Source organism: Solwaraspora sp. WMMB762 (assembly GCF_049179115.1).
GTDB lineage: Bacteria > Actinomycetota > Actinomycetes > Mycobacteriales > Micromonosporaceae > Micromonospora_E.
Window position 1 is genome coordinate 5597602 of record NZ_JBMHMD010000001.1, and the last position, 15483, is coordinate 5613084.

14 protein-coding genes are annotated in these 15483 nt (G+C 72.4%); 8 read left to right on the top strand and 6 right to left on the bottom strand.

Annotation, left to right across the window (positions count from 1 at the left end; translation table 11 throughout):
* Positions 1-342: 342 nt before the first annotated feature.
* From tsaB to ACN27J_RS25105, 6 genes are all read left to right on the top strand, one after another.
* Entirely contained in the window at positions 343-1086 is a 744-nt protein-coding gene (tsaB, locus tag ACN27J_RS25080) for a tRNA (adenosine(37)-N6)-threonylcarbamoyltransferase complex dimerization subunit type 1 TsaB (protein ID WP_421369982.1), read from the top strand.
* A gap of 17 nt (positions 1087-1103) precedes the next feature.
* Entirely contained in the window at positions 1104-1556 is a 453-nt protein-coding gene (rimI, locus tag ACN27J_RS25085) for a ribosomal protein S18-alanine N-acetyltransferase (RefSeq protein ID WP_421372450.1), read from the top strand.
* Positions 1549-2595, top strand: coding sequence for a tRNA (adenosine(37)-N6)-threonylcarbamoyltransferase complex transferase subunit TsaD (gene tsaD, locus ACN27J_RS25090; protein WP_421369984.1), 1047 nt, complete (start codon positions 1549-1551; stop codon positions 2593-2595). The genes rimI and tsaD overlap by 8 nt, the downstream gene beginning before the upstream one ends.
* 11 nt (positions 2596-2606) lie before the next feature.
* Complete coding sequence (locus ACN27J_RS25095) at positions 2607-2861, top strand: hypothetical protein (RefSeq protein ID WP_278174751.1); 255 nt, start codon at positions 2607-2609, stop codon at positions 2859-2861.
* A gap of 74 nt (positions 2862-2935) precedes the next feature.
* Positions 2936-4663, top strand: a complete 1728-nt coding sequence (locus ACN27J_RS25100; RefSeq protein WP_421369986.1) for an ABC transporter ATP-binding protein — start codon at positions 2936-2938, stop codon at positions 4661-4663.
* A complete protein-coding gene (locus ACN27J_RS25105) occupies positions 4660-6438 on the top strand; it encodes an ABC transporter ATP-binding protein (protein ID WP_421369988.1) in 1779 nt (592 codons plus the stop codon). The genes ACN27J_RS25100 and ACN27J_RS25105 overlap by 4 nt, the downstream gene beginning before the upstream one ends.
* Positions 6439-6444: 6 nt before the next feature.
* Here the strand turns inward: ACN27J_RS25105 and ACN27J_RS25110 are convergent, their stop codons facing one another.
* The 6 genes from ACN27J_RS25110 to ACN27J_RS25135 all read right to left on the bottom strand — a co-directional run bounded on the left by ACN27J_RS25110 (position 6445) and on the right by ACN27J_RS25135 (position 12984).
* Positions 6445-7635, bottom strand: a complete 1191-nt coding sequence (locus ACN27J_RS25110; protein ID WP_421369990.1) for an ROK family protein — start codon at positions 7633-7635, stop codon at positions 6445-6447.
* 19 nt (positions 7636-7654) lie between these two features.
* Positions 7655-8911: a sugar ABC transporter permease gene (locus ACN27J_RS25115; RefSeq protein ID WP_421369992.1), complete on the bottom strand. Its 1257-nt coding sequence runs from the start codon at positions 8909-8911 to the stop codon at positions 7655-7657.
* Positions 8908-9714 (bottom strand): ATP-binding cassette domain-containing protein, encoded by an 807-nt coding sequence (locus ACN27J_RS25120; protein WP_421369994.1) that lies wholly within the window; start codon positions 9712-9714, stop codon positions 8908-8910. Before ACN27J_RS25120 ends, ACN27J_RS25115 begins: the two co-directional genes overlap by 4 nt.
* 122 nt (positions 9715-9836) lie before the next feature.
* Positions 9837-10928 (bottom strand): sugar ABC transporter substrate-binding protein, encoded by a 1092-nt coding sequence (locus tag ACN27J_RS25125; protein ID WP_421369996.1) that lies wholly within the window; start codon positions 10926-10928, stop codon positions 9837-9839.
* A 278-nt stretch (positions 10929-11206) separates the two neighbouring features.
* Positions 11207-11686 (bottom strand): Cys-tRNA(Pro) deacylase, encoded by a 480-nt coding sequence (ybaK, locus tag ACN27J_RS25130; protein ID WP_421369998.1) that lies wholly within the window; start codon positions 11684-11686, stop codon positions 11207-11209.
* A 62-nt stretch (positions 11687-11748) separates the two neighbouring features.
* The gene (locus ACN27J_RS25135; protein ID WP_421370000.1) at positions 11749-12984 is read right to left on the bottom strand and encodes a class I SAM-dependent methyltransferase; all 1236 of its coding nucleotides are present in this window, start codon (positions 12982-12984) and stop codon (positions 11749-11751) included.
* Between the two features lie 210 nt (positions 12985-13194).
* Between ACN27J_RS25135 and groES the strand changes: the two genes are divergently transcribed.
* Positions 13195-13509 (top strand): co-chaperone GroES, encoded by a 315-nt coding sequence (groES, locus tag ACN27J_RS25140; RefSeq protein ID WP_123606067.1) that lies wholly within the window; start codon positions 13195-13197, stop codon positions 13507-13509.
* 116 nt (positions 13510-13625) lie between these two features.
* Positions 13626-15269 (top strand): chaperonin GroEL, encoded by a 1644-nt coding sequence (gene groL / locus ACN27J_RS25145; RefSeq protein WP_421370002.1) that lies wholly within the window; start codon positions 13626-13628, stop codon positions 15267-15269.
* Positions 15270-15483: the final 214 nt, after the last annotated feature.

Below are 15483 nucleotides of genomic sequence, written 5' to 3' on the forward strand. Positions count from 1 at the left end.
CTGTCCGGTACCGATGATGTCCATCCTCGACGGATGTCCGGTTCCCGACCGGCGGCGCGTGACCGGCTGGTTGGACTCCCGGGCGGCCGGACTCGGACCGGACTCGGACCGGGCCAGGTTCGGCGCGGGGGACATGGTCTCTCTCCAGGCTTGATGCATCTGTGGCATCAAGATGCACGTGTGGCATCAGGTCCGGAGAGTATGAGTGGCGGGCGATACGCGGGACACGCGCGACATACGGGACGCGGGGTCGCGGGGTCGCGGGGGGTGTGGGGTGACCCGGCCACGGGCGCGCCGAGGGCAGCCAGGAGCCGGCCCCGGTGTCCGGTTAGGGTGCATACCGTGCTGGTACTGGTGCTGGATTCGTCGACTCCCGCAGTGACCGCCGCGCTGGCCGAGATCACCGATGACGTACGTCTGCTGGCGAGCCGACGTACGGTCGATGCGCGGGCGCACGGCGAGCTGCTCTCCCCGCAGATCGCGGCCTGCCTGGCCGAGTCCGGTGCGACGGCGGCGGACCTGACCGCAGTGGTGGCCGGGCTCGGCCCCGGGCCGTTCACCGGACTGCGGGTCGGCTTGGTCACCGCCGCCAGCGTGGCGCACGCCCTCGACATCCCGACGTACGGCGTCAACTCGCTCGACGCGCTCGGCCACGCCGCCGGCACCGACCTCGCCGGCACCGACCTCGCCGGCACCGACCTCGCAAGCGACGACCTCGCCGGCAGCGACGCCGCGACCGGCCGGGTGCTGGCTGCCACCGACGCGCGGCGCCGGGAAATCTACTGGGCGGTGTACGCCGCCGACGGTCGGCGGCTCACCGACCCGGCAGTCGGCGCGCCGGCCGCCGTCGCCGAGGCCCTGGCGGGTCTCGGCGTCACCACGGCCGTCGGCGACGGCGCCCTGCGCTACGCCGAACTGCTCGGCGTACCGGTGCGACCCGAGCCCCGCTACCCGGACGCGCTGGCGCTGGCGCGGTTGGCGGCCGACCGGGTCCGCACCGCCGCGCCCACCGAGCCGCTGACCCCGTGCTATCTGCGCCGGCCCGACGCGGTCGCGGCGGCCGGACGCAAACCGGTGCTCCAGTGACCCAGGTCGGTGGGCAGCTGCGGATCGTCCGGTTCCGCTGGTGGCACATCGAACAGGCGGTGCCGATCGAAGCCGACCTGTTCGGTGCCGAACAGTGGTCGGCCGAGATGTTCTGGAACGAGCTGGCCAACGGGCACCACTACCTGGCCGCCGTCGACGGCACCGACCAGCTGGCCGGGTACGCCGGGCTGGCACTGGCCGGCGACCCGGCGACACCCGACGAGGCGTGGGTGCAGAACGTCGCGGTACGCCGGGACAGCCAACGGCGCGGCGTGGGCCGGACCCTGCTGGTCGGGCTGCTCGACGAAGCCACCCGGCGCGGGGCCGGCCGGACCTTCCTGGAGGTCGCGGTGGACAACGCAGCCGCGCAGCGGCTGTACGCGGCGTACGGTTTCGAACCGGTCGGCGTACGCCGTGGCTACTACCAACCCAGCAACACCGACGCTCTGGTGATGATGCGAGATGGCTGACGAACCTCTGGTCCTCGGGATCGAGACCTCCTGCGACGAGACCGGGGTCGGCATCGTCCGCGGGCACACGCTGCTCGCCGACGCGCTGGCCTCCAGCGTGGCCGAACACGCCCGGTTCGGCGGCGTGGTGCCGGAGGTGGCCAGCCGGGCCCACCTGGAGGCGATCGTGCCGACGATGCGCCGGGCCCTCGACGACGCCGGTGTCACCCTGGCCGACATCGACGCGATCGCGGTGACCGCCGGCCCCGGTCTGGCCGGTGCCCTGCTGGTCGGTGTCGCGGCGGCCAAGGGCTACGCGATCGCCACCGACAAGCCGGTGTACGGCGTCAACCACCTCGCCGCCCACGTGGCCGTCGACACCCTGGAACACGGTCCGCTGCCGGAGCCGGCGATCGCCCTGCTGGTCTCCGGTGGGCACTCGTCGCTGCTGCTGGTCGACGACCTGACCGCCGGGGTCACCCCGCTCGGTGCCACCATCGACGACGCGGCCGGCGAGGCGTTCGACAAGGTGGCCCGGCTGCTCGGCCTGCCGTTCCCCGGCGGGCCGCCGATCGACCGGTCGGCCCGCGACGGTGACGCCGCGGCGATCGCGTTTCCCCGTGGACTCACCGCGCCGAAGGACCTCGCCGCACACCGGTTCGACTTCTCCTTCTCCGGGCTGAAGACCGCGGTGGCCCGCTGGGTCGAGGCCCGGGAACGGGCCGGTGAGCCGGTGCCGGTGGCGGACGTCGCCGCGTCGTTCCAGGAGGCGGTCTGTGACGTGCTGACCGCCAAGGCGGTCGACGCCTGTCGGGACCGGGGCGTCGAGACCCTGGTCATCGGTGGTGGGGTGGCGGCCAACTCGCGGCTGCGGGCGATGGCCGAGCAACGCTGCGAGCGGTACGGGATCCAGGTCCGGGTGCCCCGGCCGAAACTGTGCACCGACAACGGCGCGATGGTCGCGGCGCTCGGTTCGCATCTGGTCGCCGCCGGGGTACCGGCCAGCCGGCTGGACCTGCCGGCCGACTCCGCGCTGCCGTTGACCACGGTGAGCGTGTAATGTCCGGCGACGTGATCGTGCGGATGTGGGAGGCCAAGGCCGAGCCGTCCCGCCTGACCGAGTTGCTCACCTGGGTCTGCGACACCGCGCTTCCGGAGATCGAACACAGCCCGCTGCACGTGGCCAGTGAGGTCTTCTCGTCGACCGATGACCGGCTGGTGGTCATCTCGAAGTGGCGCAGCAGCCCGCTGTCGTTGCCGGAACCACCGCTGCGGCTGGTCACCCGTCCACCGCACAGCTGGGACTTCACCCAGGTCGACCGCTGAAGCCGCCGACCGACCGGCGGAAATGGGAAAATCGGTGGATCGGCCACGCAAAGTAGCCGTACCGTCGCGATGTCATGTGGTCCCTGCCCGTCGCCGATCCCGGCGTAGCCGATCACCGGTCAGCCCTGCGTCTGCTGCGCTGGCTGGCCGGACGCGCCGGGGCGTCCGTGGCTTGGGGATCGGTGCTCAGCGTGGTCTGGATGGGCAGCCAGGCGTTGATGCCGGCGGTTCTCGGGCAGGCCGTCGACGTCGGCCTCACCGCCCGCGATCCGCAGGCGCTGCTCGGCTGGTCAGCGGTGCTACTGGGGCTGGGGCTGGTCCAGGCGACGGCCAGCATCAGCCAGCACTGGTTCGGGGTGTTCAACTGGCTGTCCACCGCGTACCGCACGGTCCAGCTCACCGTACGGCAGGCCAACCGGCTCGGCGCCACCCTGCCGAAACGGCTGGCCACCGGCGAGGTGGTGAGCATCGGGACCGCCGACATGAGCAGTCTCGGCAGCGCGGTGGAGGTCGTCGCCCGGGCGGTCGGTGCGGTGGTGGCGATCGTCGTGGTCGCCGCGATCCTGCTCGGCACCTCCGTTCCGCTCGGGCTGGTGATCGTGATCGGGGTGCCGGTGCTGATGGCGGCCGTCGGGCTCGGCCTGCGGCCGCTGCACCGCCGCCAGCAGACCTACCGGGACCAGCAGGCCACCCTGGCGACCCTGGCCGGCGACATCGTGACCGGCCTGCGGATTCTGCGCGGCGTCGGCGGTGAACCGGCCTTCGCCGACCGCTACCGGGACCAGTCGCAGGAGCTGCGGCGGCGCGGCGACCGACTGGCCCGGGTCGAGTCCGTACTGGAGGCCGGCCAGCTGCTGCTGCCCGGGATGTTCCTGGTGCTGGTGACCTGGCTCGGGGCGCGGCTCACGCTCTCCGGCGAGCTGACCGTCGGGCAGCTGGTCGCCGCCTACGCGTACACCGCGTTCCTGACCGGTCCGATCCGGACGCTGACCGAGTTCCTGCACACCATGACCCGTGGCCACGTCGCCGCCCGCCGGGTCGCGGGCCTGCTCGCCATCACGCCGGAGTTCACCGACCCGGCGTGGCCGCGCCGACTGCCGGACCGCGACGGCGAACTGGTCGATTGCACGTCCGGCCTGCGGGTGGCCCCGTACCAGTTGACCGCCATCGCGGCCACCGCGCCGGAGGACGTCGCCGGGCTCGCCGACCGGCTGGGGCGCTACCGCGACGCCGAGGTCGCCCTGGCCGGCGTACCGCTGCGGGAGCTGGACCTGGCCACGGTCCGGCAGCGGATCCTGGTGGCCGACAACGACGACCGGCTGTTCACCGGCCGGCTGCGCGACGAACTCGACGGCACCGGGCGGGCCAGCGACGACGCGATCCGGGCGGCCCTGGTCGCGGCCAGCGCCACCGACATCGTCGACGCGCTGCCGGACGGTCTCGACGTCGAGGTCGCCGAACGTGGCCGGGAGTTCTCCGGCGGCCAGCAGCAGCGGCTCCGGCTGGCCCGGGCGCTGCTCGCCGACCCGCCGGTCCTGGTGCTGGTCGAGCCGACCAGCGCCGTGGACGCGCACACCGAGGTGCGGATCGCCGCCCGACTGCCGGCCGCCCGGACCGGCCGGACCACCGTCGTCTGCACCACCAGCCCACTGCTGCTGGAACACGCCGACCGGGTGGTGTTCGTCGACGCCGGCCGGGTGGTGGCCGACGGCAGTCACGCCGATCTGCTGCGCACCGAACCCGGGTACGCCGCCCTGGTGACCCGCGCCGAGTCGGCGGCGTTGAGCGAGGTGACGTCGTGACAGCGTTGCCGGTCGCGGACCGGGCCGAGGTCCGCCGGTACGCCCGTGTCCTGGTCCGCCGGCACCCACGGATGCTGGCCGGTGCCCTGGCGCTGCACGTGGGTGCCGCGGTCGCCGGGCTCGCCGCGCCCCGGCTGCTCGGCGGCCTGGTCGAGACGCTCACCACCGGGACGGCGGCGGTCGCCGCCGTCGACCGGACCGCCCTGGCGATCGCCGGCTTCCTGGTCTTACAGGCGGTGCTGGCCCGCTACGCGCACGTCGCGTCCGCCCGGCTCGGCGAGCGGGTGCTGGCCGCGTTGCGCGAAGAATTCATCGGCCGGGTGCTGTCCATCCCGCTGTCGACGGTGGAGAAGGCCGGCACCGGTGACCTGCTCACCCGGACCTCGCACGACGTCGCCGTGCTGTCCAAGTCGGTGCGGTTCGCGGTGCCCGAGACGCTGATCGCGATCAGCACCGCGACCTTCATCTTCGGGGCGTTGCTGCTGGTCGGCCCGGTGCTGGCGGTGCCCTGCCTGATCGTGGTGCCGCTGTTGTGGGCGGGCACCCGCTGGTATCTGCGCCGGGCACCGGACGGCTACCTGGCCGAGAGCGCCGCGTACTCGCGGATCACCGACGGGCTCAGCGAGACCGTCGACGGTGCCCGGACCGTCGAGGCGCTGCGCCGGCAGGAGCACCGGCGGCGGCGTACCGACGCCGACATCGCCCGGCAGTACGCGGCCGAGCGTTACACGCTGTGGCTGCGTACCGTCTGGTTCCCGCTGATCGAGATCAGCTACGTGGTGCCGGTCGCGGCGACCCTGGCCGTCGGCGGCTGGTGCTACCTGCGCGGTTGGGTGACGCTCGGCCAGGTCACCGCGGCGGTGCTGTACGTGCAGATGCTGGCCGCCCCGCTGGACCGGCTGCTGAACTGGCTGGACGAACTGCAGCTCGGTGCCGCGTCGCTGGCCCGGCTGCTCGGCGTCGCCCAGCCGGACCGGCCCGCGATCGCGGTGCCCCGCGCGCCGGCACCTGACGGCGTGCGCGCCGCCGACCCGGTCGCGGCGGTCGACGTCCACTTCAGCTACGTCGACGGGCGGGAGGTGCTGCGCGGGGTCACCCTGGTGCCGCAGCCGGGGGAGCGGATCGCCATCGTCGGGCCGTCCGGCGCCGGCAAGTCCACCCTGGGCCGGCTGCTGGCCGGGGTGCTGCGGCCGACCGCCGGTTCGGTCACCGCCGGCGGCGTGCCGCTGACCGACCTCGCCCCGGACCAGCTGCGCGGCCGGGTCGCCCTGGTCACCCAGGAGCATCACGTCTTCATCGGTACGGTGCGCGACAATGTCGCGCTGGTCCGACCGGACGCCAGCGACGCCGAGGTACGCGCCGCGTTGGCCGCCGTCGACGCACTGGACTGGGTCTCCGCCCTGCCGGACGGGGCGGCCACGGTGGTCGGTGCCGGCGGCCATCCGGTCGGTCCGGACCAGGCCCAGCAGCTCGCCCTGGCCCGGCTGGTGCTGGCCGATCCGCAGACCCTGGTGCTGGACGAGGCGACGTCGCTGATCGACCCGCGTACCGCCCGGCGCACGGAGCGGTCGCTCGCTGCGGTGCTGCACGGGCGTACGGTGATCGCGATCGCGCACCGGCTGTACTCGGCACACGACGCCGACCGGATCGCCGTGGTCGAGGACGGGCTGATCACCGAGTTCGGCTCGCACGACGAGCTGGTCGCCGCCGACGGCCCGTACGCCGTACTGTGGCGCACCTGGCAGGGCGTCGGGTCGGCGCAGGCGGTCGGCTGACCGGGGTCAGCCGGCCACCGCGTCGAGCGGGTCGGCGAGCAGCTGTTCGAAGGCGAGTTCGGCGGCGCCGATCAGCGGGGCGTCGTCGCCGAGTTTCGGGGTGCGCAGCCGGACGTGTTCCCGGCAGGCCGGTAGCCCGTTGGAGTTGAGCCGGCTGCGCACGTGCGCGGCCGCCGCCAGGTAGACGTCCCGCAGCGTGCCGCCGAAGATCACCGTCTCCGGGTTGAAGATGTTGACCAGGTTGGCCACGCCGAAACCGAGCCAGTTGCCGACCTGGCGGACCGCGGCCTGGGCCTGGCTGTCGCCTCGGTCGGCCGCGTCCACCACGGCGAGCACCGCTTCCCGGCCGACGACGGCCCCGCTGCGGCCCGCCGCCTGGATCAGCGCGTGTTCGCCGATCTCGGTCTCCCAGCAGCCCCGGGATCCGCACAGGCAGGGCCGGCCACCGGGGTGCACCACCATGTGGCCGACCTCGCCGCCGTACCCGCCGTGGCCGGTGACCCGCCGGCCACCGGCGATGATGCCGGCGCCGACGCCGACGTCGCCGTACAGGTAGATGACGTGGTCGCAGCCGACCGCCGCGCCCCGGGTGTGTTCGGCCAGCGCACACACGTCGGAGACGTTGCCGACCAGCACGCCCCGGTCACCGCCGAGCGCCTCGGCCAGGGCCGCGCCGAGCGGCTCGTCGACCCAGCCCATGGTCGGCCCGAGCCGGACCATGCCGTCGTCGCGGCGGACCATGCCGCAGACCGCGACGCCGCTGCCGACGCAGACCGCGCCGGCCGGCACCGCCTGGTGCAGCTCCTTGACGAAGCCGGTGAGCGGGCCGACCGCCTCGGCGGCCAGCGTCCCGCGCGGCCGTTCGGCGGTGCGGATGTCGAGGATCCGGCCGCCGAGCCCGACCCGGGCGGCCCGTAACCGGTCGACCTCGATGCTGAGCGCGTACGCGTACACCCGCTCGGACGCGGGCCGGACGACCAGCGACGGTCGTCCGGCCCGGCCGGTTTCCCGGGCGCCGCCCTCGCTGACCAGGCCGGCGGCGGCCAGGTCGGCGGTGAGCGCGCCGATGGTGCTGCGGTTGAGCCCCAGCGTGGTGGTCAGTTCGGCCCGTGAGGTGGCGCCGTGCACGTGCACGTGGCGCAGCAGCGCGCCGAGGTTGTGCCGGCGGATCTCCTCCTGGCTGGGTCTTGCCCGCATCGGATCGTCGTCTCCGCAGTCATCGTGACCCGGCGGCGGCGCGACGACGGGACAGCGCGTCGACGCTGGCGGCCAGCAGCAGCACCAGCCCGGTGAAGACGAACTTCACCCCGGAGCTGACGTTCATCAGCCCCATGCCGTTCTCGATGACCGCGACCACGGCGCCGCCGAGGACCGCGTCGAGGACCCGGCCCTTGCCGCCGAACAGGCTGGTGCCGCCGATCACCGCCGCGCCGACGGCGAACAGCAGCACGTTGCTGCCGCCGGTGTTGGCATCGACCGAGTTGGCCCGGCTGGCGGCCACGATGCCGCCGACGGCGGCCATCGAGGAGCAGATCATGAAGGCGGAGATCCGGATCCGGTCGACGTTGATGCCGGCCCGGCGGGCGGCTTCCCGGTTGCCGCCGACGGCGTAGATGTGCCGGCCGTACGCGGTACGCCGCAGCACGAAGGTCCAGAAGACCAGCAGTACCACGATGACCGGCACCACGATCGGCACCCCGCGCAGCGAGGTGATCAGCGGGTTGATGCTGCGCTCCTGGTTGAGGATGTAGACGGCGGCGCCGGCGATCGCGATCAGCACGCCGATGCGGGTCAGCACCACCACCATCGGGTCGGTGACCAGGCCCTTGGCGGACCGGGTGCGGTAGCGCAGCAGTTGGATCAGCGCGAACCCGGCCACCCCGACGCCGAAGATCGCCCAGCCGACGACCGGCGGGACGTTGCGGTTGACGATCGCGATGAGCACGTCGTCGCGCAGCGAGACGTTCTTGCCGCCTTCGATCAGCAGCAGCACGGTGCCCTGGAAGGCGAGGAACGCGGCCAGGGTGACCACGAACGACGGGATGCCGACCTTGGCGACCAGGAATCCGAGGGTGGTGCCGATCAGGGTGCCGGTGGCGACCGCCGCCAGCACCGCCACGTACCAGGGCAGTCCCATCTCGGTGGAGACGACCGCCAGGATCGCGGCGCAGACACCGCTGGCGAAGCCGGCGGAGAGGTCGATCTCACCGAGCAGCAGGACGAAGATCAGCCCCATCGCGATCAGGGTGACCGCTCCGCCCTGGATGAACAGGTTGGCGAAGTTGCCGGCGGTGAAGAAGTTGGGCCGCACGATCGAGAAGACCGTGCAGAGCACGACGAGACCGAGGATGGCGGGCAGCGCGCCGAGGTCGCCGCCGCGCACCCGGGAGAAGTAGTTGCGCAGGTGTTCGCCGACGCCGGGCGAGTCGGCCGGGGCGGCGGGCCGCTGGACTGTCGAGGTGGCGGTGCTCATCGGTCGGCTCCCGGTCCGGTGGTGACGGTGTACTCGGTGCCGTTGTCGGCCGGCAGGCCGAGGTCACCGCTGCGGCCGGCGGTGATCAGCTCCACGATCTGCGCGTGGGTGATCTCCGTGCTGCGGACCTGGGCGACCATCTGGCCGAGGTACAGCGCGGCGATCCGGTCCGACACCGCGAAGACATCGTTCATGTTGTGCGAGATCAGCACGACGGCGAGGCCGTTGTCGGCGAGCCGGCGGACCAGTTCGAGCACCTGGGCGGTCTGGGCGACGCCGAGCGCCGCGGTGGGTTCGTCGAGGATGACGACCTTGCTGTTCCACAGCACCGCCTTGGCGATGGCGACGGTCTGGCGCTGGCCGCCGGAGAGGCTGGCGACGAGTTGCCGCAGCGACTTGACGGTCCGGACGGAGAGCCCGGCGAGGGTGTCCGCGGCCATCTGCTCCATGGTGGTCTCGTCCAGCACGATCCCGGTGCGCTTCTCCCGCCCGAGGAACATGTTCTGCACGATGTCGAGGTTGTCGCAGAGCGCGAGGTCCTGGTAGACGACCTCGATGCCGTGCGAGGCGGCGTCGCGCGGGTTGTGGATGTGCACCCGGCGGCCGTTGACGAGGACCTCGCCGCGGTCGATCGGGTGGATGCCGCTGATGCATTTGACCAGGGTGGACTTGCCGGCACCGTTGTCACCGACGAGCGCGGTCACCTCGCCGGGGTAGACGGCGAAGTCGACGTTGCGCAGCACCTGGACGGGGCCGAAGTTCTTGTCGATCCCGCGCAGTTGCAGCAGGGGGGTCGCGGACACGGGTGGTCTCCTTCGTGAGGGTGCCCGGCCGGTGCCGGTTCCGCCGCCGCGGGTGTCACCCGGCGATGGTGCTGCCGGGTGACACCCGCGGCGGGGCTACCGGTCGGTCGCCGGTACGCCGGTCAGCTGATGCCGGCCTCGGCGCAGAGCTCGGCGAACTCGTCGGTGCAGAGCTCCTCGGCGGTGACGTAGCCGTCGTTGACCACGTCGGCGACGTTCTCCTTGTAGATGGCCTGCGGGGTGAGCAGCACCGACGGCACCTCCCGGTTGGTCTCCGGGTCGGTGACGGTCTGCGCGACCTCCTTGCGCTCACCGTTGGCCAGCGCGACCGCCAGGTCGGCGGCGGCCTGCGCCTCGGCCTTGATCGCCTTGTAGACGGTCATGCACTGGTCGCCGGCGAGGATGTTCTGCAGACCCTGCGGGGTGGCGTCCTGCCCGGTGACCGGCACCTGGCCGTTGAGCTGGTTGCGCTTGAGCACCGAGATCGCCGCGTTGCCGAGGGTGTCGTTGGCGGCCAGCACACCGTGGATCTCGCCGCCGGTCTGGGTCAGCATCTGCTCGAAGATGGTGGCGGCCTGGGCGCCGTCCCAGTCCGGCACCCACTGGTCCGGGCCCTTGACGTATTCGCCGGACTCGTACAACGGGTCGAGCACGCCGTCGTAGCCGTTCTTGAACAGGGTGGCGTTGTTGTCGGTCTCGGAGCCGTTGAGGGTGGCGATGGTCGGCTCTTCCACGCCGGCGTCGGTCAGGCACTTGACCAGACCCTCGCCCTGCAGCTGGCCGACGGCCTCGTTGTCGAAGCTCACGTAGTACTCGGCGGAGCCGCCCAGGGTCAGCCGGTCGTAGTCGATGGTGGCGACGCCCTGCTGCTTGGCCTTGTCCAGCACGGCCTTGCCGGTGCCGGAGTCCAGGTTGACGATCATCAGGACGGTGGCCCCGTCGGTGATCATCTGGTCGGCGAGGGTCTGGAACTGGGCCTTGTCGCCCTGCGCGTTCTGGATGGTGGCGTCGACGCCGGCGGCGTCGAACGCCTCCTGCAGGAAGCGCCGGTCGGCGGTCTCCCAGCGGTCGGAGGAGGCGCTGTCCGGCAGGATCACGCCGATCTTCGGGGTGGGCGTGTCACCGCTGTCGGTGCCGGTGTCGCTGCTGCAGGCGGTCAGGCCGCCGGCGAGCAGGACGCCAGCGGCGGCGGTGCTGAGGATCCCTCTGCGCATCGCTCGGGTCCTTTCGAAGGGTGATGTTTCGCGTACAAGGGTTTTGTGCTGGTGCGTGTCGTGCGGTCTCAGGTGTGGCTCGCGCGGCGCTGGTGGGCTCCGGAGACCCGGCCGGCGACGGCAACGGCCTGGGGCTGGGCTGGGCCGTCACAGTTTTGTTGTGTCCGGCAACGTATTAGGAGTGTGGCGCCGAGCACAAGACCGCTGACGTCACCAGTTTTGTTGCCCGCGATAACAATTCAGCAACGTGGCGGACATCTGCCCGTCGACTGACCGGATCAGTGGGTAGCGATCGGGGCGAACCGGGCGTCGGCCACCGCTGCCAGGTCGCCCGGAGTGATACTCAACTGCAACCCGCGACGGCCGGCCGAGACGTACACGTCGGCGTACCGCTGCGCCGAGGCGTCCAGCACCGTCGGCAGGCGTCTGCGCTGCCCGATCGGGCTGATCCCGCCCCGGACGTACCCGGTGGTCCGCTCGGCGAGCACCCGGTCGGCGAGCACCGCGCGCTTGCCGCCGAGCGCCACCGCCAGAGCCTTCAGGTCCAGCTCCCCGGTGACCGGCACGACGCCGACGGCGAGTGCCCCGTCGACCTGCGCCACCAGCGTCTTGAACACCTGCTCGGCGGCGACGCCGAGGGCGGCCGCGACCGCCGCGCCGTAGTCCGGGGTGTCCGGCGAGACCCGGTACGGGTGCAGTTGGAAGGTGATCCGCCGCTTGGTCAGCAGCGTCGTCGCCGGGGTCGCGGTACCTGCCATGCCGCGCGACGTTACCGGCCCGCGCGCTCATCGGGCGGGCGCGCTCGCCCGGCCTGGCACGCTCACCGGCCCGGCGCCGGCACCGGGTGGGCGAGCAGCGCCGTCGGGGCGCCGGCCACCCGGGTCAGCACCAGGCTCGCCGCCACGCCGGCCCCGGAGGCGGTACGCAGCCGCAGCTCGCGGCGCAACTGGGCGGGGTCGAGCGGGGAGCCGCGTTTGAGGATCTCCAGCCGCGTGACACCGCGTTCGCGCAGCAGCGCCCGCAGCCGCTTCAGCGAGAACGGCAGCACGTCGGTGATCTCCAGACACCGGCCGTACGGCGTGTCGGTCGGCGTGTCGGCGTAGACGTAGGCGATCGACCCGTCGGCGAGGGTGCCGTCGACGGTCGCGGCGAACGCGGCGACCAGGTGCGAGCGGACCACCGCCCCGTCCGGGTCGTACAGGTAGCGCCGGACCGGGCCGACGTCGACCGGCTCGCCACCGTCGCCGGTCAGCTCCGTGGCCGGCTGCCCGGCCCGCAGCAGGGTGGCCCGGCGCGGCGTGTCGGCCAGCGGGCCGCACCAGAACGCCGCCTCGACCACATCCCGGTCGACGCTGACCCACTCGGCCTCGGCTCCCGGCGGGATCAGCGCGTGGTCGATCCCCGGCGCCACCTTCAGCACGGTCCGGGGCACCCGGGCGACCAGCGACCGGACGAAGTCCCACGGCGGGGAGTAGCTGTCCGGGTCGAAGGTGCGCCGACCGTTGCCGGACCGGCGGGCCGGGTCGCAGAAGACCGCGTCGTAGCCGGTGAGGTCGACTCCGGTGGCGTCGGCGCAGACCACGTCGACCAGGTCGGCCAGCCCGGTCGCCTCGACGTTGGCGGCGGCGATCGCGGCGGTGCCCGGGTCGGCCTCCACCGCGTACACCCGGATGCCGGCCCGGGCGGCGGCGAGGGTGTCCGCGCCGAGACCGCAACCGAGGTCGGCGAGGTGGCGCACCCCGGCGGCGCGCAACCGGGCGGCGCGCCGGTCGGCGACCGCTGACCGGGTGGCCTGCTCCAGGCCGGCGCGGGTGAAGAACATCCGGGCGGCGGCCGGGCCGAACTTGCCGACCGCGCGGGCACGCAGCGCGGCCTGGGTGAGCGCGGCGGTCGCCAGCGGTGCCGGCACCCCGGCGGTACGCAGCGCGGTCGCCGCCGTGAGTGGATCCGTCCCGCCCGGCGCGGCCAGCACCTCGGCTGCGGTGACCAGCGCGGCCGCGCCTTCCGGGGCGCGCAGGGCGGCCAGTTCGTCCGGGTGCACCGCGACATTGTCCATGCTCGGCCATCGGGCTAGCACTCCGTACAGGCGACTGCTAATCTGCGGTTAGCACTCTCGGGTCGAGGGTGCCAGCCCGCCGGCTCCCGCCGGTGAGCGAAACGCCAGGCGGTCCGGCACCCGCGACGACGGATCCGCCCGGTGGACATGAGGCAGATTGACGCCGGTTACCCACGTGGCCGGCACCAAAACCAGATACCCCAGGAGGGTATGCCCGTGACTACCGCGACCAAGGTTGCGATCAAGCCGCTCGAGGACCGGATCCTGGTCCAGGCGAACGAGGCTGAGACCACCACGGCGTCGGGCATCGTGATCCCCGACACCGCCAAGGAGAAGCCGCAGGAGGGCACCGTCCTCGCTGTCGGCCCCGGCCGCGTCGACGACAAGGGCAACCGGATCCCGGTTGACGTCAACGTCGGCGACACGGTCATCTACTCGAAGTACGGCGGCACCGAGGTCAAGTACGCCGGCGAGGAGTACCTGGTGCTCTCCGCCCGCGACGTCCTCGCGGTCATCGAGAAGTGACCTACTGCCAGTGCTGAACGCCCCGAAGCCCCAGCCCGGGGCTTCGGGGCGTCGCCCGTTGGCCGGTGCCGGCAGCCGCCGGCCGGCCGACGGCTAGTGCCTGTGAAGGGAATGTCATGGCGAAGATCCTGAGTTTCTCGGACGACGCCCGGCACCTCTTGGAGCACGGCGTCAACACGCTCGCGGACACGGTCAAGGTCACCCTCGGCCCGCGCGGGCGCAACGTCGTGCTGGACAAGAAGTTCGGCGCTCCGACGATCACCAACGATGGCGTGACCATCGCCAAGGAGATCGAGCTCACCAACCCGTACGAGAACCTCGGTGCGCAGCTGGTCAAGGAGGTGGCGACGAAGACCAACGACGTCGCCGGCGACGGGACCACCACCGCCACCGTGCTCGCCCAGGCGATGGTCCGTGAAGGTCTGCGCAACGTCGCCGCCGGGACCAACCCGGCCGGCCTCAAGCGCGGCATCGACGCGGCCGCGCAGAAGGTCTCCGAATCGCTGCTGGCCAAGGCGGCGGACGTGGCCGACAAGGGCTCGATCGCGCAGGTCGCGACGATCTCGGCCCAGGACGCCACGATCGGCGAGCTGATCGCCGAGGCGATGGAGCGGGTCGGCCGCGACGGCGTGATCACCGTCGAGGAAGGCTCGACCCTGGCCACCGAGCTGGAGGTCACCGAGGGCCTGCAGTTCGACAAGGGCTTCATCTCCCCGCACTTCGTCACCGACGCCGAAGCGCAGGAGGCGGTCCTCGAGGACGCGTACATCCTGATCACCACCCAGAAGATCTCCTCGATCGAGGAGCTGCTGCCGCTGCTGGAGAAGATCGTCCAGGACAGCAAGCCGCTGCTGATCGTCGCCGAGGATGTCGACGGGCAGGCGCTGTCCACCCTGGTGGTCAACGCCGTGCGCAAGACCGTGAAGATCTGTGCGGTCAAGGCTCCCGGCTTCGGTGACCGGCGCAAGGCGATGCTGCAGGACATGGCGATCCTGACCGGTGCCGAGCTGATCGCCCCGGAGCTGGGCTACAAGCTCGACGCGGTCGGGCTGGAGTCGCTGGGCCGGGCCCGGCGGATCGTGGTCGACAAGGACACCACCACGGTGGTCGACGGTGCCGGCAACGACTCCGAGGTCGCCGACCGGGTCACCCAGATCCGCAAGGAGATCGACGCGTCCGACTCGGACTGGGACCGGGAGAAGCTCGCCGAGCGGCTGGCCAAGCTCTCCGGTGGCATCGCGGTGATCAAGGCCGGGGCCGCCACCGAGGTGGAGATGAAGGAGCGCAAGCACCGCATCGAGGACGCCATCGCCGCGACCAAGGCCGCGGTCGAGGAGGGCACCATCCCCGGTGGCGGCGCGGCGCTGAGCCAGATCGCCGCCGTGCTCGACGACGACCTCGGCTTCGACGGCGACGAGAAGGTCGGCGTGTCGGTGGTCCGCAAGGCGCTGCACGAGCCGCTGCGGTGGATCGCCCAGAACGCCGGCTACGACGGGTACGTCGTGGTCGGCAAGGTACTCGAAGGCGACTGGGGCCACGGTCTCAACGCCGCCACCGGTGAGTACGTCGATCTGGCCCGGGCCGGCATCATCGACCCGGTGAAGGTGACCCGCAACGCGGTCAGCAACGCCGCGTCGATCGCCGGGCTGCTGCTCACCACCGAGAGCCTGGTGGTGGAGAAGCCGGAGAAGGTCGAGCCGGCCGCCGGCGGTCACGGTCACGACCATGGGCACGGCCACCAGCACGGTCCCGGTTTCTGACCGGAAATTCCACCCTGCTCCACCTGCTCCACCCTGGATCCGCGTGATCAGTACGGCCGAGGGCGCACTCCGCCCGAGGTTTCTGATCACGCGGATTCTGCGTATCGTCGGCGGTACCTACGCGCCGTCGACCCCGTACGGTGCCGGACAGATGGGCTGGACGCGATGAGGCCGGAACCGACGGTGCCGGACGCGACAGGGCCGGAGCCGACCG